The 20,548-nt window shown below is 57.3% G+C and carries 19 protein-coding genes; 13 read left to right on the plus strand and 6 right to left on the minus strand.

All coding sequences use genetic code 11. From position 1 onward, the window contains the following. The 3 genes from K3169_RS12395 to K3169_RS12405 are packed head-to-tail and all read right to left on the minus strand — an operon-like array spanning position 1 to position 3,072. Positions 1–978: an alpha-L-glutamate ligase-like protein gene (locus tag K3169_RS12395; RefSeq protein WP_164706056.1), complete on the minus strand. Its 978-nt coding sequence runs from the start codon at positions 976–978 to the stop codon at positions 1–3. Next, entirely contained in the window at positions 978–2,531 is a 1,554-nt protein-coding gene (locus tag K3169_RS12400; protein ID WP_231667884.1) for an inactive transglutaminase family protein, read from the minus strand. The genes K3169_RS12395 and K3169_RS12400 overlap by 1 nt, the downstream gene beginning before the upstream one ends. A 4-nt stretch (positions 2,532–2,535) precedes the next feature. Then, positions 2,536–3,072 (minus strand): ATP-dependent zinc protease, encoded by a 537-nt coding sequence (locus K3169_RS12405; protein ID WP_027902243.1) that lies wholly within the window; start codon positions 3,070–3,072, stop codon positions 2,536–2,538. A 323-nt stretch (positions 3,073–3,395) separates the two neighbouring features. On the opposite strand from K3169_RS12405, the gene K3169_RS12410 reads away from it, so the two are divergent. From K3169_RS12410 to prpF, 5 genes are all read left to right on the plus strand, one after another. Beyond that, complete coding sequence (locus K3169_RS12410) at positions 3,396–4,121, plus strand: GntR family transcriptional regulator (protein ID WP_122397582.1); 726 nt, start codon at positions 3,396–3,398, stop codon at positions 4,119–4,121. Continuing rightward, complete coding sequence (gene prpB / locus K3169_RS12415; protein WP_231677696.1) at positions 4,121–5,014, plus strand: methylisocitrate lyase; 894 nt, start codon at positions 4,121–4,123, stop codon at positions 5,012–5,014. The genes K3169_RS12410 and prpB overlap by 1 nt, the downstream gene beginning before the upstream one ends. A 141-nt stretch (positions 5,015–5,155) precedes the next feature. Next, a complete protein-coding gene (gene prpC / locus K3169_RS12420; protein WP_231677695.1) occupies positions 5,156–6,283 on the plus strand; it encodes a 2-methylcitrate synthase in 1,128 nt (375 codons plus the stop codon). A 250-nt stretch (positions 6,284–6,533) separates the two neighbouring features. Next, complete coding sequence (acnD, locus tag K3169_RS12425; RefSeq protein ID WP_263271739.1) at positions 6,534–9,125, plus strand: Fe/S-dependent 2-methylisocitrate dehydratase AcnD; 2,592 nt, start codon at positions 6,534–6,536, stop codon at positions 9,123–9,125. A gap of 178 nt (positions 9,126–9,303) precedes the next feature. Further along, positions 9,304–10,485 (plus strand): 2-methylaconitate cis-trans isomerase PrpF, encoded by a 1,182-nt coding sequence (prpF, locus tag K3169_RS12430; protein WP_263271740.1) that lies wholly within the window; start codon positions 9,304–9,306, stop codon positions 10,483–10,485. A 113-nt stretch (positions 10,486–10,598) separates the two neighbouring features. Here prpF and K3169_RS12435 read toward each other — a convergent pair whose 3' ends face one another. Both K3169_RS12435 and K3169_RS29600 read right to left on the minus strand, forming a co-directional pair. Further along, on the minus strand, positions 10,599–11,417 hold the full coding sequence (locus K3169_RS12435; protein WP_027902742.1) for a pyruvate, water dikinase regulatory protein: 819 nt from the start codon (positions 11,415–11,417) through the stop codon (positions 10,599–10,601). Between the two features lie 39 nt (positions 11,418–11,456). Continuing rightward, complete coding sequence (locus tag K3169_RS29600; RefSeq protein WP_049827198.1) at positions 11,457–11,666, minus strand: hypothetical protein; 210 nt, start codon at positions 11,664–11,666, stop codon at positions 11,457–11,459. Here K3169_RS29600 and ppsA point away from each other — a divergent pair. From ppsA to K3169_RS12475, 8 genes are all read left to right on the plus strand, one after another. Next, positions 11,613–13,988: a phosphoenolpyruvate synthase gene (ppsA, locus tag K3169_RS12440; RefSeq protein ID WP_099268661.1), complete on the plus strand. Its 2,376-nt coding sequence runs from the start codon at positions 11,613–11,615 to the stop codon at positions 13,986–13,988. The two genes, K3169_RS29600 and ppsA, sit on opposite strands and share 54 nt — an antisense overlap. 97 nt (positions 13,989–14,085) lie before the next feature. Further along, positions 14,086–15,078, plus strand: coding sequence for an alpha/beta fold hydrolase (locus K3169_RS12445; RefSeq protein ID WP_027902740.1), 993 nt, complete (start codon positions 14,086–14,088; stop codon positions 15,076–15,078). 158 nt (positions 15,079–15,236) lie between these two features. Next, positions 15,237–15,725, plus strand: a complete 489-nt coding sequence (rraA, locus tag K3169_RS12450) for a ribonuclease E activity regulator RraA (RefSeq protein ID WP_122397575.1) — start codon at positions 15,237–15,239, stop codon at positions 15,723–15,725. An 11-nt stretch (positions 15,726–15,736) separates the two neighbouring features. Beyond that, a complete protein-coding gene (locus K3169_RS12455; protein ID WP_122704648.1) occupies positions 15,737–16,732 on the plus strand; it encodes a zinc transporter ZntB in 996 nt (331 codons plus the stop codon). A gap of 87 nt (positions 16,733–16,819) precedes the next feature. After that, positions 16,820–17,068, plus strand: a complete 249-nt coding sequence (locus tag K3169_RS12460) for a hypothetical protein (protein WP_027902737.1) — start codon at positions 16,820–16,822, stop codon at positions 17,066–17,068. Between the two features lie 2 nt (positions 17,069–17,070). Then, complete coding sequence (locus K3169_RS12465; RefSeq protein WP_231677691.1) at positions 17,071–17,895, plus strand: mechanosensitive ion channel family protein; 825 nt, start codon at positions 17,071–17,073, stop codon at positions 17,893–17,895. A gap of 86 nt (positions 17,896–17,981) precedes the next feature. Next, positions 17,982–18,572 (plus strand): RNA polymerase sigma factor SigX, encoded by a 591-nt coding sequence (gene sigX / locus K3169_RS12470; protein ID WP_027902735.1) that lies wholly within the window; start codon positions 17,982–17,984, stop codon positions 18,570–18,572. Positions 18,573–18,678: 106 nt separating this feature from the next. Beyond that, a complete protein-coding gene (locus K3169_RS12475; RefSeq protein WP_099268666.1) occupies positions 18,679–19,713 on the plus strand; it encodes an OmpA family protein in 1,035 nt (344 codons plus the stop codon). A 78-nt stretch (positions 19,714–19,791) separates the two neighbouring features. Here K3169_RS12475 and cobA read toward each other — a convergent pair whose 3' ends face one another. Continuing rightward, positions 19,792–20,541 (minus strand): uroporphyrinogen-III C-methyltransferase, encoded by a 750-nt coding sequence (cobA, locus tag K3169_RS12480; RefSeq protein ID WP_231677690.1) that lies wholly within the window; start codon positions 20,539–20,541, stop codon positions 19,792–19,794. Positions 20,542–20,548: the final 7 nt, after the last annotated feature.

The raw sequence follows: 20,548 nt of genomic DNA on the forward strand, positions 1-20,548 counted from the left end.
TCAGGGCACCTGCACGTGACCAAACAGCTCCTGAACAAACTGTACGCGCTGCTCCGGTGTTTCCTGTTCGCCATTGAGAGCCAATTGCTCCAGTCGCGCTTCAACTGCCTGGGTCCGGTGCGTCAGGCCGCAGTCGTTGGCGATCTGGATATTCAGGCCTGGGCGGGCGTTGAGTTCGAGAATCAGTGGTCCTTGCTCCTGATCCAGCACCATGTCGACGCCGATGTAGCCCAGGCCGCACAGCTCGTAGCACTCGGCGGCCAGCTTCATGAAGCCGTCCCAATTGGGCAATTGAACGCCATCCACGGCATTGGTGGTGTCCGGGTGTTTGGTAATGATGTTGTTCAGCCAGGTGCCACGCAGGGTTATTCCTGTAGCCAGATCGACACCGACGCCAATCGCGCCCTGGTGCAGGTTGGCCTTGCCCCCGGACTGCCGGGTGGGCAGGCGCAGCATGGCCATGACCGGATAGCCCATCAGCACGATGATGCGTATATCCGGCACGCCCTCGTAGCTGATGCTTTTGAAAATCTGATCCGGAGTGACGCGGTATTCGATCAGCGCCCGATCCCGATGGCCGCCCAGCGAGTAGAGCCCGGTAAGGATGCTCGACACCTGATGCTCGATCTCCGAGTGGCTGACGATGCGCCCGGAGACAGTGCGGTAGCGACCCTCGAAACGATCGGCGATCACCAGAATGCCATCGCCGCCAGCGCCCTGGGCAGGCTTGATCACAAAGTCGCTGCGGCCGCCAATGATCTCGTCGAGTTTTTCGATTTCCTTCTCGGTGGAAATAACCCCGTACATTTCGGGCACGTTGATGCCCGCGGCAATGGCTCGTTCCTTGGTGATGATTTTGTCATCGACAATCGGATACAGACTGCGCTTGTTGTACTTGAGCACGTAGTCGGCGTTGCGTCGGTTGATGCCCATGATGCCCCGGGCTTCCAGCGCCTTCCAGGTTTTCCACCAGCCGATCATTTGGCTTCTTCTTGCTTGGATTCTTCCTTGAGGAAGGCTTTGAAGCGAACCAGTTCAGTCAGGCGATAACCGCGATAGCGACCCATGGCCAGCATGAAACCCACCAGAATCAGCAGCACTGCCGGGAAGGTGAAGACGAAATAGATCAGCGCTGGCACGCTCATGATGATGTGCGCCAGGGAGGCCGCGAACAGCGTGCCGATAGCAACTTTCATGGCATGGCCGCCACCGCGCTCTTCCCAGGTGATCGACAGGCGTTCAATGGTCATGGTCAGAATCACCATCGGGAACAGTGCCACTGAAAGGCCGCGCTCCAGACCCAGTTTGTGGCTGAGCACGCTGATGGCTGCAATCAGCACCACCACGAATGTCAGGACCACTGACAGGCGGGGCAGCATTTGCAGCTTCAAATGTTCCAGATAAGAGCGTAACGACAGGCCGAGCGCGGTGATTACCGTGAACAGGATGATGCCGAAGCCAAGCTGGGTTTCCCTGAACGCCAGAGCGATCAGTACCGGGGTAAATGTACCGAGGGTCTGCAGGCCGATGAGGTTGCGCAGGACCAGAATGACCAGCACGCCGATCGGGATCATGACCATGATCATGAAGGTCTGCTGGGTTTCCAGCGGCAGGCCATACAACGAGTATTCGAGGAAGTCGGCGTCAGTGCTGGCATCGGTCAGCTGTGCCAGGCGAATCGCGTTCATCTCGCTGTTGTTGAGGCTGAACGTGACCAGGGCCTTTTTGCCACCCTCGACGCTGATCAGATTGTCGTCGCCGGTCCACCACAGCAGACGGTCATCAGGCAGGCCTTTTTCGCCGGTGTCCGGGTTGAAATACAGCCAGTCCTTGCCGTTGAAGCTGCGCAGCCAGAGTTCCGGGCTTTGCGGCTGGTCAGCCACGAGGCGAATGGTGTGGACCTTTTCCATCGGTACGTGGGCAATGGACAGCAGCAATTCGGTAATGCGTGCTTTGTTGGTGCTGGAGGTATCACCCGCCAGCAGCAGCTTGACGTTGTCATCCTTCAGGTTGTTGACCCGCTTGATGGCTTCAGTGATGAAGGTTTCAACGTCGGCCGAGTGTTGGCGGATGGGCGCGAGCAGTGCTTCGGCAGCGATTTTTTCCGGACCTTCGACAGGAATGCTGTCACGGAAGATCGGACCTTTGGTCTTTAGCCTTTCGCCGCTATAGCGCTTGGTCAGCACCAGGCGGTAATAGAGTGTCTGGTTGCCAGTGGCGCGACGTGCTGACCAGGTGACTTTGCGATTGCCATCGACCCGGTTGACGCTGACGCCGTAATTATTGGAAATGAAGCTTTCGTTGAGGCTGATGAAGTCACGCGCCAGTGGCGGTACGAACATCTGGACCTTCACCGAGTCCTTATTGTTGTTGGCTACGAATTCGACCTTGGCGTCGATATTCCACAAATCGTCGGTTTCATCCTCAGTCATGGGGATGCCGAGCGCCAGAATCTGATAGGCCGTGATCGCGATTCCCAGGGTCACCAGGACGCCGATCAGGATTTTCAGATGCAAAGTCAAAGAACGCATGGGTTTACTCGGTGGTTTGAGCAGTAATTTCACAGCCAGGCTTGCCCGCTGCGTACTTAAGGCTTGGGTCGACCAGCGCATCAAAGCGTTTTAGAGCCTCGGAGCCGATCAAAAGCGGATATTGGAAAGCACTTCTGTCCGTCAAGTTCACTTCAATGGTGCGTAAAGATGCACCCATGCACACATCAAGGCTGATCACCGGGCGCGCCGTGTACTTTTTTTCCTCATCCGCATCGTAATCATCGGCTCGTCGCTTGATCTTGCTGACCCTTGCCAGCGGCCGCTCGATGGGGTGCGCATGGGCATCATCGATCGCCAGATAGAAGCGCACCCAGGTCTCGCCATTGCGTTTGAAATGTTTAATGTCCCGAGCGCTCAGTGAAGCAGTCTTGGCGCCGGTGTCGAGTTTGGCGGCAACTTGCAGGTCGATATCGTTGAGCTGAGCGTATTCGTTCAGACCATAAACGGTCTTGTCGGCTGCCATGCCGTTGATTGATAGCAGAAGAAGGCAGAGCAGGGCGGGGAGGGCTTTGAGTGTCATAAATCCTGGCACATTGAGGGCTGTCATCCGGACATCGCCCTTGAGTCGTTTGTTGGCTGGCGCAGTGCTATTACTGACGATCAGTCGGGGCGGCATTCTAGCATGAAGGTGCGTCTCGCTCACTGCGATGATCCTGTGGGAGCCTGGCTTGCCCGCGATAAGGCAACCGCAATACCTGGATCTTTTGGTGCCCTTATCGCGGGCAAGCCCAGCTCCCACAAACTAGTGTGCTGTAAAGATATTGTCGACACTCTCAAGGTTTTCTTTGACTGGTGGATGATCTATAGCTACTTTTAGCTGAAATAATTCATATGGTGTCGACAATGTTGGATTCGGCCGCAAGCGCTGCTCCAGTGAGCGAAGACTCGGAAACCCTTTCCGAAAACGTCTTCCGTCGCATTCAGTCCGCCATCATCAAAGGTGAGATCGCCCCCGGCAGCAAGATTTCCGAGCCTGAACTGGCGCGCACTTACGGCATCAGTCGTGGCCCTTTGCGTGAGGCCATTCATCGTCTGGAAGGTCAACGGCTGCTGGTGCGGGTGCCGCATGTGGGTGCCCGTGTGGTTTCCCTCAGTCATGCCGAACTGATCGAACTTTACGAAATCCGCGAATCCCTCGAGGGCATGGCCTGCCGTCTGGCGGCCGAGCGCATGACTGCGGAGGAAATCGATGACTTGCGCCGCGTGCTTGAAACCCATGAGCGTGATGCCGCGTTTCAGGCCGGAGTCGGTTATTACCAGCAGGAAGGGGATTTCGATTTCCATTACCGGATCATCCAGGGCAGCGGCAATAAAACCCTGACGCAAATGCTCTGCGGCGATCTTTATCAACTGGTGCGTATGTACCGCATCCAGTTCTCCGCAACGCCCAACCGGCCTCGTCAAGCCTTCGCCGAACACCATCGCATTCTCGACGCCATCGCCGACCGTGACGGCGAGCTGGCCGAACTGTTGATGCGCCGCCACATCGGCGCCTCCAAACGCAATATCGAGCGGCACTATCTAGAGCAGTGTTCCCTGCAACAGCCTGCCCCAACCCGAGGTGAATAATGAATTCCAATAAAACCACTCCTGGTCAACGTTTTCGTGATGCGGTTGCCAGCGAGCATCCGCTGCAAGTGGTCGGCGCGATCAATGCCAACCATGCGTTGCTGGCCAAGCGCGCCGGGTTCAAGGCGATCTACCTGTCGGGTGGCGGTGTGGCGGCGGGCTCTCTGGGCATTCCTGATCTGGGTATCACCGGCCTGGATGACGTCCTGACTGACGTACGCCGTATCACCGATGTCTGCGATTTGCCTTTGCTGGTAGACGTGGATACCGGTTTTGGTTCGTCGGCCTTCAACGTGGCCCGCACCGTGCGCTCGATGATCAAGTTCGGCGCGGCGGCGATTCACATTGAGGATCAGGTGGGTGCCAAGCGCTGCGGCCATCGTCCGAATAAAGAAATCGTGACCCAGCAGGAAATGGTCGATCGCATCAGAGCGGCCGTGGATGCCCGCACCGATGACAGCTTCGTGATCATGGCCCGCACAGACGCGCTGGCGGTTGAAGGCCTGGAATCGGCCCTTGAGCGTGCGGCTGCGTGCATCGAAGCGGGTGCCGACATGGTCTTCCCCGAAGCCATCACCGAGCTGGACATGTACAAGCTGTTCGCCTCGCGGGTCAAAGCACCGATTCTGGCCAACATCACCGAGTTTGGCGCCACGCCGCTGTTCACCGTGGAAGAGCTGCGCAGCGCTGATGTGTCCCTGGTGCTCTATCCTTTATCGGCATTCCGCGCCATGAACAAGGCGGCGGAAAATGTCTACGGCGCGATTCGCCGGGATGGCAGCCAGAAAAATGTGGTCGACACCATGCAGACCCGCATGGAGCTTTACGACGCAATTGATTACCACACCTTCGAGCAGAAGCTGGATGCGCTGTTTGCGCAGAAGAAAGGGTAAGGCGCGACCACCCGGTAGGAGCCAACTTGTTGGCGAAGCGTCGGGTCTGACACCGCCTCGCCAACAAGTTGGCTCCTACCGGGAGCTCTGAGTTCTCAACGAATTGCCAAATCCCTAAAAAATCCAAAATTGGAGAGAGCAATGGCTGAAGCAAAAGTATTAAGCGGCGCGGGCCTGCGTGGTCAGGTTGCCGGGCAGACTGCTTTGTCTACCGTGGGCCAGACCGGTGCCGGTTTGACCTACCGGGGCTATGACGTAAAAGAGCTGGCTGCCGAAGCGCGTTTTGAAGAAGTTGCCTATCTGTTGTTGTATGGCGAGCTACCGACTCAGGCGCAACTGGAGGTTTATCTGGCGAAGCTGAAAAAGCTCCGTGACCTGCCGCCAGCGTTGAAAGAGGTCCTCGAGCGGATCCCCGCAGATACCCACCCAATGGACGTCATGCGCACTGGCGCGTCGATGCTGGGCACGCTGGAGCCGGAAACCGGCTTCGAGCATCAGCGCCATTCAACCGACCGCCTGCTCGCTGCTTTCCCGGCGATCATGTGTTACTGGTATCGCTTCAGTCACGACGGCAAACGCATCGATTGCGTGACCGACGAGGACTCCATTGGCGCGCATTTCCTGCATCTGTTGCTGGACAAGAAACCCAGTGACCTGCATCAAAAGGTCATGGATGTTTCGCTGATCCTCTATGCAGAGCATGAATTCAATGCGTCGACCTTCACGGCGCGGGTCTGTGCCTCGACCCTGTCCGATCTTTTCTCGTGCATCACGGCGGCGATTGGCACGTTGCGCGGTCCGTTGCACGGCGGCGCCAATGAAGCGGCCATGGAGATGATTCAGCGTTTTGACTCTGCCGAAGACGCCATCAAAGGCACCCTTGGCATGCTGGAGCGCAAAGACAAAATCATGGGCTTTGGTCACGCGATCTATAAAGAGTCGGATCCGCGTAATGAAGTGATCAAGGGTTGGGCGAAAAAGCTCGCCGATGAAGCGGGCGACACCGTGTTGTACCCAGTGTCTGAAGCCATCGACAAAACCATGTGGGAGCAGAAAAAACTGTTTCCCAACGCCGACTTCTACCATGCCTCGGCGTACCACTTCATGGGCATCCCGACCAAACTGTTTACGCCGATTTTCGTCTGCTCACGCCTGACTGGCTGGGCGGCGCACGTGTTCGAACAGCGAGCCAACAACCGCATCATCCGACCCAGCGCCGAGTATGTCGGCGTGGAGCAGCGCAGTTTTGTGAGCATCGAAAAACGCTGACCAGAACCCTTTTGTTGCTGACACAAACATTGAACCTGTAGGAGCTCACCGAGGTTACGAGGCCAGCGATGGCGATTTGTCTGACACACCGCTATCGCTGGCCTCGTAACCTCGGTGAGCTCCTACAGGATCGGGTTCAATTTGAATTTTGCATTTGTTTGAAAGAGCTTCTACAGAGCGGGATGTGTGTGCTGCCACTTACACGCTACCCGCCATTTTCTTGAATTTCCCGTGATTGAGGCCCAGCGCCATGAATTCAGAACACCGCAAACCCTTGCCCGGCACCTCACTGGACTACTTCGATGCCCGTGAAGCAGTCGATGCCATCAAACCCGGCGCTTACGACGGCTTACCCTATACCTCGCGAGTGCTGGCGGAAAATCTGGTGCGGCGCTGCGATCCGGCAACCCTGAGCGCATCTCTGGAACAGTTGATCGAGCGCAAGCGTGACCTGGACTTCCCGTGGTTTCCGGCCCGTGTGGTGTGTCATGACATACTTGGCCAGACGGCGCTGGTTGACCTGGCCGGCCTGCGCGACGCCATCGCTCTACAAGGTGGCGATCCAGCACTGGTCAATCCGGTGGTGCCGACGCAGTTGATTGTCGACCATTCTCTGGCGGTTGAGCATGGCGGTTTCGAGCCTGACGCCTTCGAACGTAACCGGGCGATTGAAGATCGCCGCAACGAAGACCGTTTTCACTTCATCAACTGGACCAAAAAAGCCTTCAAGAATGTCGATGTGATCCCGCCTGGCAACGGCATCATGCACCAGATCAATCTGGAGCGAATGTCGCCTGTGGTGCATGCACTGGAGGGCGTGGCATTTCCGGACACATTAGTCGGTACCGACAGTCATACGCCTCATGTGGACGCGCTGGGTGTGATCGCCATTGGCGTCGGCGGGCTTGAAGCCGAGAGCGTCATGCTCGGCCGGGCGTCGTGGATGCGCCTGCCAGACATCATTGGCGTTGAACTGGTGGGCAAACGTCAGCCCGGCATTACCGCAACCGACATCGTGCTGGCCGTGACCGAGTTTCTGCGGGCCGAAAAAGTCGTGTCTTCTTACCTGGAGTTTTTCGGCGACGGCGCTAATGCGCTGACCTTGGGCGATCGGGCGACTATCTCCAATATGACGCCTGAATTCGGCGCGACTGCGGCGATGTTCTACATCGATCAGCAAACCCTGGAATACCTGACCCTGACCGGGCGCGATCCCGAGCAAGTCAGGCTGGTCGAAATCTACGCTAAACAGACTGGTCTGTGGGCCGACAGTCTGAAAACCGCCGAGTACGAGCGGGTGCTGAAATTCGACCTGTCCAGCGTCGTACGCAATATCGCTGGACCCTCCAATCCTCATCGCCGGGTGCCAACTTCCGAATTGGCCGCGCTGGGAATTTCTGGCGTCGTAGAAAACGAGCCGGGCCTGATGCCCGACGGCGCGGTGATCATCGCGGCAATCACCAGTTGCACCAACACCAGCAACCCACGCAACGTGATCGCTGCGGGCTTGTTGGCGCGTAACGCCAATGCCGCTGGCCTGACCCGCAAGCCCTGGGTCAAATCGTCTCTGGCGCCAGGCTCGAAGGCGGTGCAGTTGTACCTTGAAGAAGCCAATCTGCTGCCGGAGCTGGAAGCCTTGGGCTTTGGCATCGTCGGTTTTGCCTGCACCACCTGCAACGGCATGAGCGGCGCGCTGGATCCGGTCATTCAGCAGGAAGTCATCGACCGGGATCTGTACGCCACGGCGGTATTGTCCGGTAACCGCAACTTTGACGGGCGCATTCATCCTTATGCCAAGCAGGCCTTCCTGGCGTCACCGCCCTTGGTGGTGGCCTACGCGATTGCTGGCACCATTCGTTTCGATATCGAGAAGGATGTTCTGGGCATCGACAAGGCAGGTAATCCGGTCACGTTGAAAGACATCTGGCCGACTGACGAGGAAATCGACGCGGTGGTCAAAGCCAGCGTCAAGCCGGATCAGTTTCGCCAGGTTTACATCCCGATGTTCGAGATCAAGGCCGACGACGGTGAGCGGGTCAAACCGCTTTATGACTGGCGTGCGCCAAGCACTTATATTCGTCGTCCGCCTTATTGGGAGGGCGCGCTGGCGGGGGCTCGTCCATTGAAAGGCATGCGTCCGCTGGCCGTGCTCGGCGACAACATCACCACTGATCACTTGTCACCGTCCAACGCGATCATGCTCGACAGCGCTGCCGGGGAATATCTGGCGAAAATGGGCCTGCCGGAAGAGGACTTCAACTCGTACGCGACGCATAGGGGCGACCATTTGACCGCGCAGCGTGCGACCTTCGCCAACCCCAAGCTGATCAACGAAATGGTGCTGATCGACGGCAAGGTCAAGCAGGGCTCGCTGGCACGTATCGAGCCGGAAGGTCAGGTCACGCGAATGTGGGAGGCGATTGAAACCTACATGGAGCGCAAGCAGCCGCTGATTATTATTGCGGGCGCAGATTACGGCCAGGGCTCCTCTCGTGACTGGGCGGCCAAAGGTGTGCGGCTGGCCGGTGTCGAGGCCATCGCCGCCGAAGGTTTCGAGCGCATACACCGCACCAATCTGGTGGGTATGGGCGTTCTGCCGCTGGAGTTCAAGCCGGGTGTCGATCGCCATACGCTGAGCATTGATGGCAGCGAAACCTACGACGTGATCGGTGAGCGCATTCCCCGCAGCACATTGACGCTGGTGATCCACCGCAAGAATGGTGAGCGAGTGGAGGTGCCGGTGACCTGCCGTCTTGATACCGCTGAAGAGGTGTCGATCTACGAAGCGGGCGGCGTGTTGCAGCGTTTTGCGCAGGATTTTCTCGAGGCGGCTACAGCCTGAAGATCGTGCATATCTTGATTTGGAATCAGATCAATTGTGGGAGCTGAGCTTGGTCTGGGCGGCATTCCGACGATCAGGCAGGACGCGATTCACTTTAGACCGCATATACCTTATCGCGGACAAGCCTCGCTCCCACAGGTTGGTTGCTCGCCTCGCGATTGCATGGAGACAAATTTTTATGGCAAGCGCACCACAAATAAAAATCCCCGCCACCTACATGCGCGGCGGTACCAGTAAAGGCGTGTTCTTCACGCTGGCTGACCTGCCCGAAGGCGCACAGGTGCCAGGTGCGGCTCGCGATGCGTTGCTGCTGCGGGTCATCGGCAGCCCCGATCCGTACGAAAAGCAGATTGACGGGATGGGCGCGGCGACTTCCAGTACCAGCAAGACGGTTATCGTGTCGCGCAGCACTCGCGCGGATCACGACGTGGATTATCTGTTCGGGCAGGTCTCCATCGACAAGCCCTTCGTGGACTGGAGCGGCAATTGCGGGAATCTCTCGGCAGCCGTCGGCCCGTTCGCCATCAGCAGCGGTCTGCTGGACGCCTCGCGGGTTCCCCAAAACGGCGTTGTCGTGGTGCGGATATGGCAGGCAAATATTGGCAAGACGATTATTGCCCATGTGCCCATTACTGACGGAGCGGTTCAGGAAACCGGCGATTTTGAACTGGACGGCGTGACGTTTCCTGCCGCCGAAGTGCAGCTGGAATTCCTCGATCCGGCGGCCGACGAAGAGGGCGGTGGTGGTTCGATGTTTCCTACCGGCAATCTGGTGGATGAGTTGGAGGTGCCAGGTGTTGGCACGTTCAAGGCCACGCTGATCAATGCCGGTATCCCGACCATTTTTGTTAACGCTCGAGACATCGGCTACAGCGGTTGTGAATTGCAAGGCGATATCAATGGCGACCCTAAAGCGCTGGCCATGTTTGAAGCGATCCGTGCCCACGGAGCGCTGCGCATGGGCTTGATCAAGCATCTGGAAGAAGCTGCAACCCGGCAGCACACGCCGAAAGTCGCATTCGTGGCAGAAGCTGCTGACTACATCGCCTCCAGCGGCAAGCCGGTAGCTGCCAGCAATATCGACCTGCTGGTGCGTGCCATGTCCATGGGCAAGTTGCATCACGCCATGATGGGGACGGCTGCGGTGGCCATCGGTACCGCAGCGGCGATCCCGGGCACGCTGGTCAATCTGGCAGCGGGTGGCATTGAACGTGAGGCGGTGCGTTTCGGACATCCGTCCGGCACCTTGCGGGTCGGGGCTCAGGCGCTGCAGAGCAACGGCGAATGGAAGGTCACCAAAGCCATCATGAGCCGTAGCGCGAGGGTGTTGATGGAGGGCTGGGTGAGGGTGCCGGGTTAGGCGAATGAGGTGCTGCAGGAGCGCGCTTGCCCGCGATGGCGTCAGATCAGTCAATTGATTTTTTGCTGACACACCGCCTCGCGTGCAAGCTCCTGCAGGCGGGCGGCGCGGGCCTACTTAAACCTGCGCTCAACCCCTTTCTCCACCAGCACTTTGGCCGAGATTTCTTCGACCGAGAAATGAGTGGAGTTGATGTGCGGGATGTTTTCCCGGCGGAACAGGCTTTCCACTTCACGAACTTCGAACTCGCACTGGGCATAGCTGGAATAGCGGCTGTTGGGTTTGCGTTCGTGGCGAATGGCGGTCAGACGATCTGGATCAATAGTCAGGCCGAATAATTTGCTACGGTGCTCCTTCAGCGCATTTGGCAGTTGCAGGCGCTCCATATCGTCTTCGGTGAGCGGGTAGTTGGCAGCGCGGATGCCGAATTGCATGGCCATGTACAGGCAAGTCGGAGTTTTGCCGCAGCGCGACACGCCCACCAGAATGATGTCTGCCTTGTCGTAGTAGTGCGTACGGGCACCGTCGTCGTTGTCCAGCGCGAAGTTCACCGCCTCGATCCGCTCCATGTAATTGGAGTTGTGGCCGATGGAGTGCGATTTGCCCACCGAGTAGGAGGAGTGTGAACTAAGCTCTTGCTCCAGCGGGGCCAGAAAGGTCGAAAAGATGTCGATCATGAAGCCGTTGGACGTCGCCAGGATCTCGCGGATGTCCTGATTGACGATGGTGTCGAAGATGATCGGGCGGACATCGTCCTTGTCGGCGGCATTGTTGATTTGTTGTACCATCGCCCGCGCTTTCTCGACGCTGTCGATATAGGGCCTGGTGAACTTGTTGAACGTAATGTTCTCAAATTGCGCTAACAGGCTTTGGCCAAGGGTTTCAGCGGTAATCCCGGTGCCGTCGGAGATAAAAAAAGCAGATCGTTTCATTTGCGCCTTTGGCCTTAAGCTGGTGACGATTGTTGGATATCATAGGCGCGCTTGCGGGCCCGAGTGGTTGGCATTCACAACTTTTTTCCAGGTTTCGGCTTGAGGCCAGGCCAGAACGCGTTCGGGGCCACGCGGTAGCGGGGCGACCCAGACTGAGCTTTTCCCAACAACAACACAGTTAGTGGAGAGATCACCTTGGTAGAGTACGTAGTTTCCCTCGATAAGCTCGGCGTCCATGATGTGGAGCATGTGGGAGGCAAGAACGCATCCCTCGGCGAAATGATCAGCAACCTTGCAGGTGCTGGCGTTTCGGTGCCCGGTGGCTTCGCCACTACGGCCCAGGCCTACCGTGATTTCCTTGAGCTGAGTGGTCTGAATGATCAGATCCACGCAGCCCTGGACGCTCTGGATGTCGACGATGTCAACGCGCTGGCCAAAACCGGTGCGCAGATTCGTCAGTGGATCATGGAAGCCGAGTTCCCCGAAAAGCTCAACGCCGAAATCCGCACTGCCTTTGCCGAACTGTCGGCAGGCAACCCGAATCTCGCCGTTGCCGTGCGTTCTTCCGCCACTGCTGAAGACCTTCCCGATGCGTCCTTTGCCGGGCAGCAGGAAACCTTCCTTAATATCCGCGGCGTTGAAAACGTCATCCGTGCGGCCAAGGAAGTGTTTGCCTCGTTGTTCAACGACCGGGCCATTTCCTACCGTGTTCACCAGGGCTTTGATCACAAGCTCGTAGCCTTGTCGGCGGGCGTGCAGCGCATGGTGCGCTCCGAAACCGGTACGGCAGGCGTGATGTTCACCCTGGACACCGAATCCGGCTTCCGCGACGTGGTGTTCATCACCGGCGCTTACGGCCTGGGTGAAACGGTGGTGCAGGGCGCGGTCAACCCTGACGAATTCTACGTACACAAGGGCACCCTCGCAGCGGGTCGCCCGGCCATCCTGCGGCGCAATCTGGGCAGCAAGGCCATCAAGATGATCTATGGCGAAGAAGCCAAGGCGGGGCGTTCGGTGAAAACCGTGGACGTCGAGCCTGCTGATCGCGCGCGTTTCTGCCTGACTGACGAGGAAGTCGCAGAGCTGGCCAAGCAGGCGATGATCATCGAGAAGCACTACAAGGCACCGATGGATATCGAGTGGGCCAAAGACGGTGATGACGGCAAGCTGTACATCGTCCAGGCGCGTCCTGAAACCGTGAAAAGCCGCGCCCAGGCGAATGTCATGGAGCGCTACCTGCTGAAGGAAACCGGCACGGTGCTGGTGGAAGGTCGAGCCATTGGTCAGCGAATCGGCGCAGGCAAGGTCCGCATCATCAGAGACGTGTCCGAAATGGACAAGGTCCAGCCCGGCGATGTACTGGTTTCCGACATGACCGATCCGGACTGGGAACCGGTCATGAAGCGCGCCAGCGCCATCGTCACCAACCGGGGCGGTCGTACCTGCCACGCGGCGATCATTGCCCGAGAGTTGGGCATTCCGGCGGTCGTGGGTTGTGGCAATGCCACGCAACTGTTGCAGGACGGTCAGGGCGTCACGGTTTCCTGCGCGGAAGGCGATACCGGTTACATCTTCGAAGGCGAGCTGGGCTTCGACATCAAGACCAACTCGGTCGATGCCATGCCTGAGCTGCCGTTCAAGATCATGATGAACGTCGGCAACCCGGATCGTGCATTTGACTTCGCTCAATTGCCTAACGCCGGTGTCGGTCTGGCGCGTCTGGAATTCATCATCAACCGCATGATCGGCGTGCACCCCAAGGCGCTGCTCAACTACGACAGCCTGCCTCAGGACATCAAAGACAGCGTCGACAAGCGCATCGCCGGTTACGACGACCCGGTTGGCTTCTATGTCGAGAAACTGGTCGAAGGCATCAGTACCCTGGCCGCAGCGTTTACTCCGAAAAAGGTTATCGTGCGCCTCTCGGACTTCAAGTCCAACGAGTATGCCAACCTGATCGGCGGCAAGATGTACGAGCCGGAAGAAGAAAACCCGATGCTGGGTTTCCGTGGCGCTTCCCGCTACATCAGCGAAAATTTCCGCGACTGTTTCGAGCTGGAATGCCGCGCCCTCAAGCGTGTGCGTGAGGAAATGGGGCTGACCAATGTCGAGATCATGGTGCCGTTCGTGCGCACGCTTGGCGAAGCCAGTCAGGTCATTGATCTGCTGGCCGAGAACGGTCTGAAGCGCGGCGAAAACGGCCTGCGCGTGATCATGATGTGTGAGCTGCCGTCGAACGCTATCCTCGCTGAAGAGTTCCTCGAGTACTTTGACGGTTTCTCCATCGGTTCCAACGATTTGACTCAGCTGACGCTGGGGCTGGACCGTGACTCCGGGGTTATCGCGCATCTGTTTGACGAGCGTAACCCAGCAGTCAAGAAGCTGCTGTCCAATGCCATTCAGGCCTGTAACAAGGCTGGCAAGTACATCGGCATCTGCGGTCAGGGCCCATCGGACCATCCAGACCTGGCCCGCTGGTTGATGGATCAGGGCATTGAAAGCGTTTCGTTGAACCCGGATTCCGTTCTGGAAACCTGGTTCTTCCTGGCTGAGGCTCAGGCCCCGGTCTGATGTGATTGAGTGGAGCCCCGGTTCATCTCAGTGAGCCGGGGCTTTTTTACGTTTACCACGGACGGTTTTCACACCGACCTTTGATTGTTTGAGCAATATGCAAAGCAGCAGCACTCTTTTTCCTGTGGCTTTGATCAGCGCAGAACGTTGTGGCGATTTGATCGAAGACGTTTACCGCCTCAAGCCCGCCAACAGTCCCGATTACAGCGTCGAAATTGCGGTGACCCGGCTGGGTCTGGTCGCGCAGCCTGATGTTCGCGGTGTGCCGGTCATTCTGATGCACGGCAGCTTTTCCAACCGGCGCTTCTGGTATTCCCCTAAAGGCATTGGCCTGGGTGCCTATCTGGCGCGAGCCGGTTTCGATGTATGGATCCCGGAAATGCGTGGTCACGGTCTGTCGGCGCGTAACCAGGCGTACCGTTCCAATCGTGTCGCTGATTACGCCCGCTATGACGTACCCGCCATTGCGGCATTCGTGCGGGAGCAGAGCGGGCAGATTCCGCACTGGATCGGCCATTCCCTGGGCGGCACCACTCTGGCGGCTGCGCTGGGCGGGCAGTATCTTGGCCCACCTGGTGCAGCCTCCGTTGCCTTGTTCGGCAGCCAGGTCAGTCGTGATTACTGGCCGCTGAAGATTCCGCCAGTGCAGTGGGCGGGGCGCATGCTGTTGAAGCCGTTCGAGCACATTTCGGGCCCGCGTTTCAAGCGGGGTCCAGAGGATGAGCCCATCGGTCTGGTGCTGGAAAGTATGCGTTGGCATGGAATGTTCGGCCGCTTCGGTGACCGCGAGACGGACTGGTGGGCAGGTTTGCCGGGCGTTGAAGTGCCGGTGCTTGCGGTTGCCGCCTTTGGCGACCATCAAGACCCGGTCTGGGCGTGCCGCAAACTCTTTGATCAGATTGGTTCGCAACAGCGCAAATTCCTCTGCCTTGGGCGTGAGCAGGGTTTCTCGCAGGATTTCGATCACGTACAGATGTTGGTCAGTAAAGCCGCCCAGCGCGAGGTCTGGCCACTGGTTACGCAATGGCTGAACGAAGGCTGCGTGCCTGTACAGGAGCTGTCACAAACGCCGATGGCCGTTGGCGAGTGACTTCGGCGTATTACACTGGGCGCAGATTGCGATTCCACAGGATGCGAAATGCAGTTCAGCTAAAGGTCGCTACGCTGGATACGTTTTGATCTTATGAGCTACGGTTCATAGGCAGACACATCATAAGACGCTGATCTTTCACTGACAGGAGTACCACCATGCATTACCTCACTCCCGACCTGTGCGACGCTTACCCGGACCTGGTTCAGGTTCTTGAGCCGATGTTCAGCAATTTTGGTGGCCGTGATTCATTCGGCGGCGAAATCGTGACCGTCAAATGCTTTGAGGACAACTCCCTGGTCAAGGAGCAGGCCGAGCTGGACGGGAAGGGCAAGGTACTGGTGGTCGACGGCGGCGGTTCGCTGCGTTGCGCGCTACTCGGTGACATGATTGCCGAGAAGGCCGCGCGCAACGGCTGGCAAGGTATGGTGATCTATGGCTGCATCCGCGACGTGGATGTTCTGGCGCAAACAGATCTGGGTGTACAGGCTCTGGCCAGTCATCCCCTGAGAACCAACAAGCGCGGTATCGGTGACCTGAATGTGGTGGTGACCTTTGCCGGGGTCACGTTCCGTCCAGGGGAATACGTATATGCCGACAACAATGGTGTGATCGTTTCACCGTCACCTCTGACAATGCCCGAATAAGCGAAGTATTAATGTTTGACGAAACAAACGCGCAGTGGGGGCTGGTTCATGCCCTCGTTTTGGATGGTAAAGGCGGGGCACGTTTCATCGCTCGGACCGAGCTGGATTGCCTGCAATTGCAGCCGCACGAAAGTGTCTGGCTGCATTGGGACCGCGGTCATCCGCAAACTCACACATGGCTGCGTACGGCCAGCGGTCTGAGCGAGTTCGCCTGCGACCTTTTGCTCGAGGAAAATACCCGGCCGCGCTTGCTGCCGCTGCCGGACGAAAAGCTGCTGCTGTTTCTACGCGGGGTCAATCTCAATCCCGGCGCTGAGCCGGAAGACATGGTCTCGGTACGTATCTTTGCCGCAGCTCAGCAAGTCATTTCCTTGCGCTTGCGACCACTGCGCGCCACGGACGAGCTGATTGAACAACTGAACGAAGGCAAAGGCCCTAAAACCGCGTCCGAACTGATCCTGTATCTCGCTCAATACCTGACCGACAAGGTTCAGGCGCTAGTGGGAGACCTCACCGAATCGGTGGATGAAGAGGAAGAAAAGATAGATGCCGACGAACGGTATACCCCTGATCATGGCAAAATGCTGCATATTCGTCGCCGGGCTGCGGGACTGCGGCGTTTCCTCTCTCCACAGAGGGAAATTTACGGGCAGTTAAGTCGCAGCAAGCTGCCGTGGTTCGTTGACGATGATGCTGATTACTGGAACGAGCTGAACAACAGCCTGACGCGTTATCTGGAAGAGCTTGAATTGACCCGCGAGCGAGTGGGGCTGGTGCTGGAGTCCGAAGACCGGCGTTTGCGGGAACGGATGAACCACACGATGTACCGCTTTGGCATCATCACAGCAATTTTTCTACCCATGAGCTTCCTGACAGGCTTGCTGGGTATCAACGTTGGCGGGATACCCGGCTCTGACAGCCCATACGGATTTCTGGTGGCCTGCGCATTGATCGTCGCGCTGGCTTTAGGGCAGTGGTGGTTGTTCCGGCGCTTGCGCTGGGTTTAGTGTTAAGTTTTTAAGGTGCGTCCAGGGACTGATTTGTGACTCGTCCGAATCAGCATGCGTCTTCACTGGACGTTACGAGAGGTGCCTATGCACGATCCGTTTGAAGAATCATTGCGCGACATGCTCAAGTCTTCATCCTCCAGCCGGGATGATGATGCATGCCTTGGTCGCGTACTGAAGACCGCCAATCGCCAGGTCGGCGCAGGTGTGTTGTTCAGTCTGCTGGGCCGCTGGACGGAAGCGATGATGATCGCTTTGAACAACGGCTCGGCCCATGTTGCACCGGTTTCACGTAAAAAGAATTCTACCGCTCGTCCTGTCGATAAGGCTGATTGAACATGGAATTGGATGTCTGGACCCAGAGTCTGGTTGCCGCAATGACCGCATTGTGGACCAAGGTTGCAATTTTCATCCCGAACCTGTTGGGCGCAGTTGTCGTCGTTTTGCTCGGTTTTGTTGTCGCCAAGCTGCTCGAAACCTTGCTGTCGAAGCTGCTCGCTAAAATCGGTCTTGATCGCTTGATGGCAGGCACTGGCCTGACCAAGCTGATCAGCCGTGCCGGCGTTCAGGTGCCAATTTCCACCCTGATCGGCAAGATCGTTTACTGGTTCGTGTTATTGACCTTTCTGGTAACGGCGGCTGGATCGCTTGGGCTGGAGCGGGTTTCCGCGACGCTGGACATGTTGACAGGGTATTTGCCGAAGGTATTTGGTGCTGCACTGGTGCTTCTGGTTGGGGTGCTACTGGCGCAACTGGTCAACGGCCTGGTGCGAGGCGGTGCCGAGGGAGTAGGGCTTGATTACGCTGCAGGCCTGGGTAGAGTCGCCCAGGGTCTGGTCATCATTATCAGTATTTCGGTGGCGATCAGTCAGTTGGAGGTCAAAACTGACCTGCTCAACCACGTGATTGTGATCGTTTTGATTACCGTTGGTCTGGCAATTGCGCTGGCCTTGGGGTTGGGAAGTCGTGAGCTTGCTGGCCAAATACTGGCAGGGATTTATGTGCGGGAGTTGTATCAGGTAGGGCAAGAGGTGCGGATTGGCGATGTTGAAGGGCAGATCGAAGAGATCGGTACGGTGAAAACCACGCTGCTGACAGACGACGGGGAGTTGGTTTCATTGTCCAACCGCGTTCTTCTGGAGCAGCGAGTGAGCAGCCGTTAAGCGGCTAACCTGCTACTCTATGCCGCCACAAATTGCCGTTTCAAAGGCAGTGGCGGCCATTGACCTGACTGTCGGCACGATTTGTTTTGAATAACCCTCAACCGCTATCGATGCGCTACGACCCGAGCGAGCTCTCTGATGAGGAGCTGGTCGCGCGCGCCCACGTCGAACTTTTCCATGTGACGCGGGCATACGAAGAGTTGATGCGTCGCTATCAACGGACACTTTTTAACGTCTGTGCACGTTATTTAGGGAACGATCGCGATGCAGATGATGTCTGTCAGGAAGTGATGCTTAAGGTGTTGTATGGCTTGAAGAATTTTGAGGGTAAATCGAAATTCAAAACATGGCTGTACAGCATCACTTACAACGAATGCATCACGCAGTACAGGAAGGAACGGCGTAAGCGTCGCTTGATGGACGCTTTGAGTCTGGATCCACTTGAGGAAGCGTCGGAAGAAAAGACGCCAAAACCTGAAGAACGGGGCGGACTTGATCGCTGGCTTGTGCATGTGAACCCGATTGATCGGGAGATTCTGGTCCTGCGTTTTGTTGCAGAACTTGAATTCCAGGAGATCGCAGACATCATGCACATGGGCTTGAGTGCAACGAAAATGCGCTACAAGCGGGCTTTAGATAAATTACGTGAGAAATTTGCAGGCATTACCGAAACTTAAGGCGATGCAAATATCTCTAACAACCAGGCAAGTTCTGATAGACTTGCCGACGAGTTGTCCCCTTATTGCGGGACTGCTTTACAATCACCAGATGGGGATTTAACGGATGAAACTGAAAAACACCTTGGGCTTGGCCATTGGTACTATTGTTGCCGCGGCATCTTTCGGCGCTCTGGCACAAGGCCAAGGCGCAGTCGAAATCGAAGGCTTCGCCAAGAAAGAGTACTACGACAGCGCCCGTAACTTCAAAAACGACGGCAACCTGTTCGGCGGCTCGATTGGTTACTTCCTGACCGACGACGTAGAAGTACGTCTGGGTTACGACGAAGTTCACAACGTTCGCAGCGATAGCGGCAAGAACATCAAAGGCTCCAACACTGCCCTTGACGCTCTGTACCACTTCAACAACCCGGGCGACATGCTGCGTCCGTACGTTTCGGCTGGTTTCTCTGATCAAAGCATCGGTCAAGACGCTCGCGGCGGCCGTAACGGTTCGACCTTCGCCAACATCGGCGGCGGCGCCAAGCTTTACTTCACTGACAACTTCTATGCCCGTGCTGGCGTTGAAGCTCAGTACAACATCGACCAAGGCGACACCGAGTGGGCTCCTAGCGTCGGTATCGGCGTAAACTTCGGTGGCGGCTCCAAGAAAGTTGAAGCAGCACCAGCTCCAGTAGCTGAAGTGTGCTCCGACAGCGACAACGACGGCGTGTGCGACAACGTCGACAAGTGCCCGGACACCCCAGCCAACGTTACTGTTGACGCTGATGGCTGCCCAGCAGTTGCCGAAGTGGTTCGTGTTGAGCTGGACGTGAAGTTCGATTTCGACAAATCCGTAGTCAAGCCTAACAGCTACGGCGACATCAAGAACCTCGCTGACTTCATGCAACAGTACCCACAAACCACCACCACTGTTGAAGGTCACACTGACTCCGTCGGTCCTGACGCTTACAACCAAAAACTGTCCGAGCGTCGTGCAAACGCCGTTAAACAGGTTCTGGTTAACCAGTACGGTGTTGGCGCTAGCCGCGTAAACTCGGTTGGTTATGGCGAATCCCGTCCAGTTGCTGACAACGCAACTGACGCTGGCCGCGCTGTTAACCGTCGCGTAGAAGCTGAAGTTGAAGCACAAGCTAAGTAATTAGCCTGCTTTACTCGCTTCAATAGAGAAGCCCGGCTTAGGCCGGGCTTTTCTTTGCCTGCGATTTGAGGGAAAAGATCAGGCCGTTTTGCTTGCTGCCAGATGCAGTAAATCCATCTCCGTTCCCGCCGCGACCGTACCAATCACCAGAATGGCCGGACTCTTCAATTCGAATAGCGCAGCATCCCGTTGCATCTCTGCCAGTGAGCTACGGCATTCCCGTTGTTGAGGCAGTGAAGCGTTTTCGATCATTGCCACCGGCATGTTCAGCGACATGCCGCCGCTGATCAGGCTGTCACGTATCTCTGCCAGTTTTGCTACGCCCATGTACACGACCAACGTTGTTCCCCCTTGAGCCAATGCTTGCCAGTTCAGGGTGCTGTCATCCTGAGTGTGAGCCGTCACCAGTGTTACGCCGCGACTGACGCCGCGCAGCGTCAGCGAGATACCGCATTGCGTCGCACCCGCCAGGCCTGCGGTTATGCCATTGACCAGTTCCACCTCAACCCCATGGGCCCTCAGCCAGTCGGCTTCTTCGCCGCCACGGCCAAATATGCAGGGGTCTCCACCTTTGAGTCGAACCACGCATTTGCCCTGGCGCACATAGCGAAGCATCAGCCGATGGATGAACGCCTGTGGTGTCGAGCGGCAACCGCCGCGTTTGCCGACTGCAATCACTCGGGCGGCTGGGCAGTGCTCCAAAACGGCGCTGTTGACCAGGTCGTCGATCAGTACCACATCCGCTTCTCGCAAAGCGCGTACAGCTTTGAGGGTCAGTAGCTCCGGATCACCTGGGCCTGCGCCGACCAGCCAGACTTTTGCACTCATGCCGTAC

It is taken from the genome of Pseudomonas phytophila (assembly GCF_025643095.1).
GTDB lineage: Bacteria > Pseudomonadota > Gammaproteobacteria > Pseudomonadales > Pseudomonadaceae > Aquipseudomonas > Aquipseudomonas quasicaspiana.

Excerpts from the sequence above, each read along its gene's own strand:
- K3169_RS12455 (WP_122704648.1), top strand. The coding sequence starts at position 15,737 with ATGTTTGACGAAACAAACGCGCAGTGGGGGCTGGTTCATGCCCTCGTT.
- K3169_RS12405 (WP_027902243.1), bottom strand. The coding sequence starts at position 3,072 with ATGACACTCAAAGCCCTCCCCGCCCTGCTCTGCCTTCTTCTGCTATCA.
- K3169_RS29600 (WP_049827198.1), bottom strand. The coding sequence starts at position 11,666 with ATGCTCCACATCATGGACGCCGAGCTTATCGAGGGAAACTACGTACTC.
- rraA (WP_122397575.1), top strand. The coding sequence starts at position 15,237 with ATGCATTACCTCACTCCCGACCTGTGCGACGCTTACCCGGACCTGGTT.
- K3169_RS12400 (WP_231667884.1), bottom strand. The coding sequence starts at position 2,531 with ATGCGTTCTTTGACTTTGCATCTGAAAATCCTGATCGGCGTCCTGGTG.
- prpF (WP_263271740.1), top strand. The coding sequence starts at position 9,304 with ATGGCAAGCGCACCACAAATAAAAATCCCCGCCACCTACATGCGCGGC.
- K3169_RS12460 (WP_027902737.1), top strand. The coding sequence starts at position 16,820 with ATGCACGATCCGTTTGAAGAATCATTGCGCGACATGCTCAAGTCTTCA.
- acnD (WP_263271739.1), top strand. The coding sequence starts at position 6,534 with ATGAATTCAGAACACCGCAAACCCTTGCCCGGCACCTCACTGGACTAC.
- cobA (WP_231677690.1), bottom strand. The coding sequence starts at position 20,541 with ATGAGTGCAAAAGTCTGGCTGGTCGGCGCAGGCCCAGGTGATCCGGAG.
- K3169_RS12465 (WP_231677691.1), top strand. The coding sequence starts at position 17,071 with ATGGAATTGGATGTCTGGACCCAGAGTCTGGTTGCCGCAATGACCGCA.
- K3169_RS12410 (WP_122397582.1), top strand. The coding sequence starts at position 3,396 with ATGTTGGATTCGGCCGCAAGCGCTGCTCCAGTGAGCGAAGACTCGGAA.
- K3169_RS12475 (WP_099268666.1), top strand. The coding sequence starts at position 18,679 with ATGAAACTGAAAAACACCTTGGGCTTGGCCATTGGTACTATTGTTGCC.
- K3169_RS12435 (WP_027902742.1), bottom strand. The coding sequence starts at position 11,417 with ATGAAACGATCTGCTTTTTTTATCTCCGACGGCACCGGGATTACCGCT.
- prpC (WP_231677695.1), top strand. The coding sequence starts at position 5,156 with ATGGCTGAAGCAAAAGTATTAAGCGGCGCGGGCCTGCGTGGTCAGGTT.
- K3169_RS12445 (WP_027902740.1), top strand. The coding sequence starts at position 14,086 with ATGCAAAGCAGCAGCACTCTTTTTCCTGTGGCTTTGATCAGCGCAGAA.
- prpB (WP_231677696.1), top strand. The coding sequence starts at position 4,121 with ATGAATTCCAATAAAACCACTCCTGGTCAACGTTTTCGTGATGCGGTT.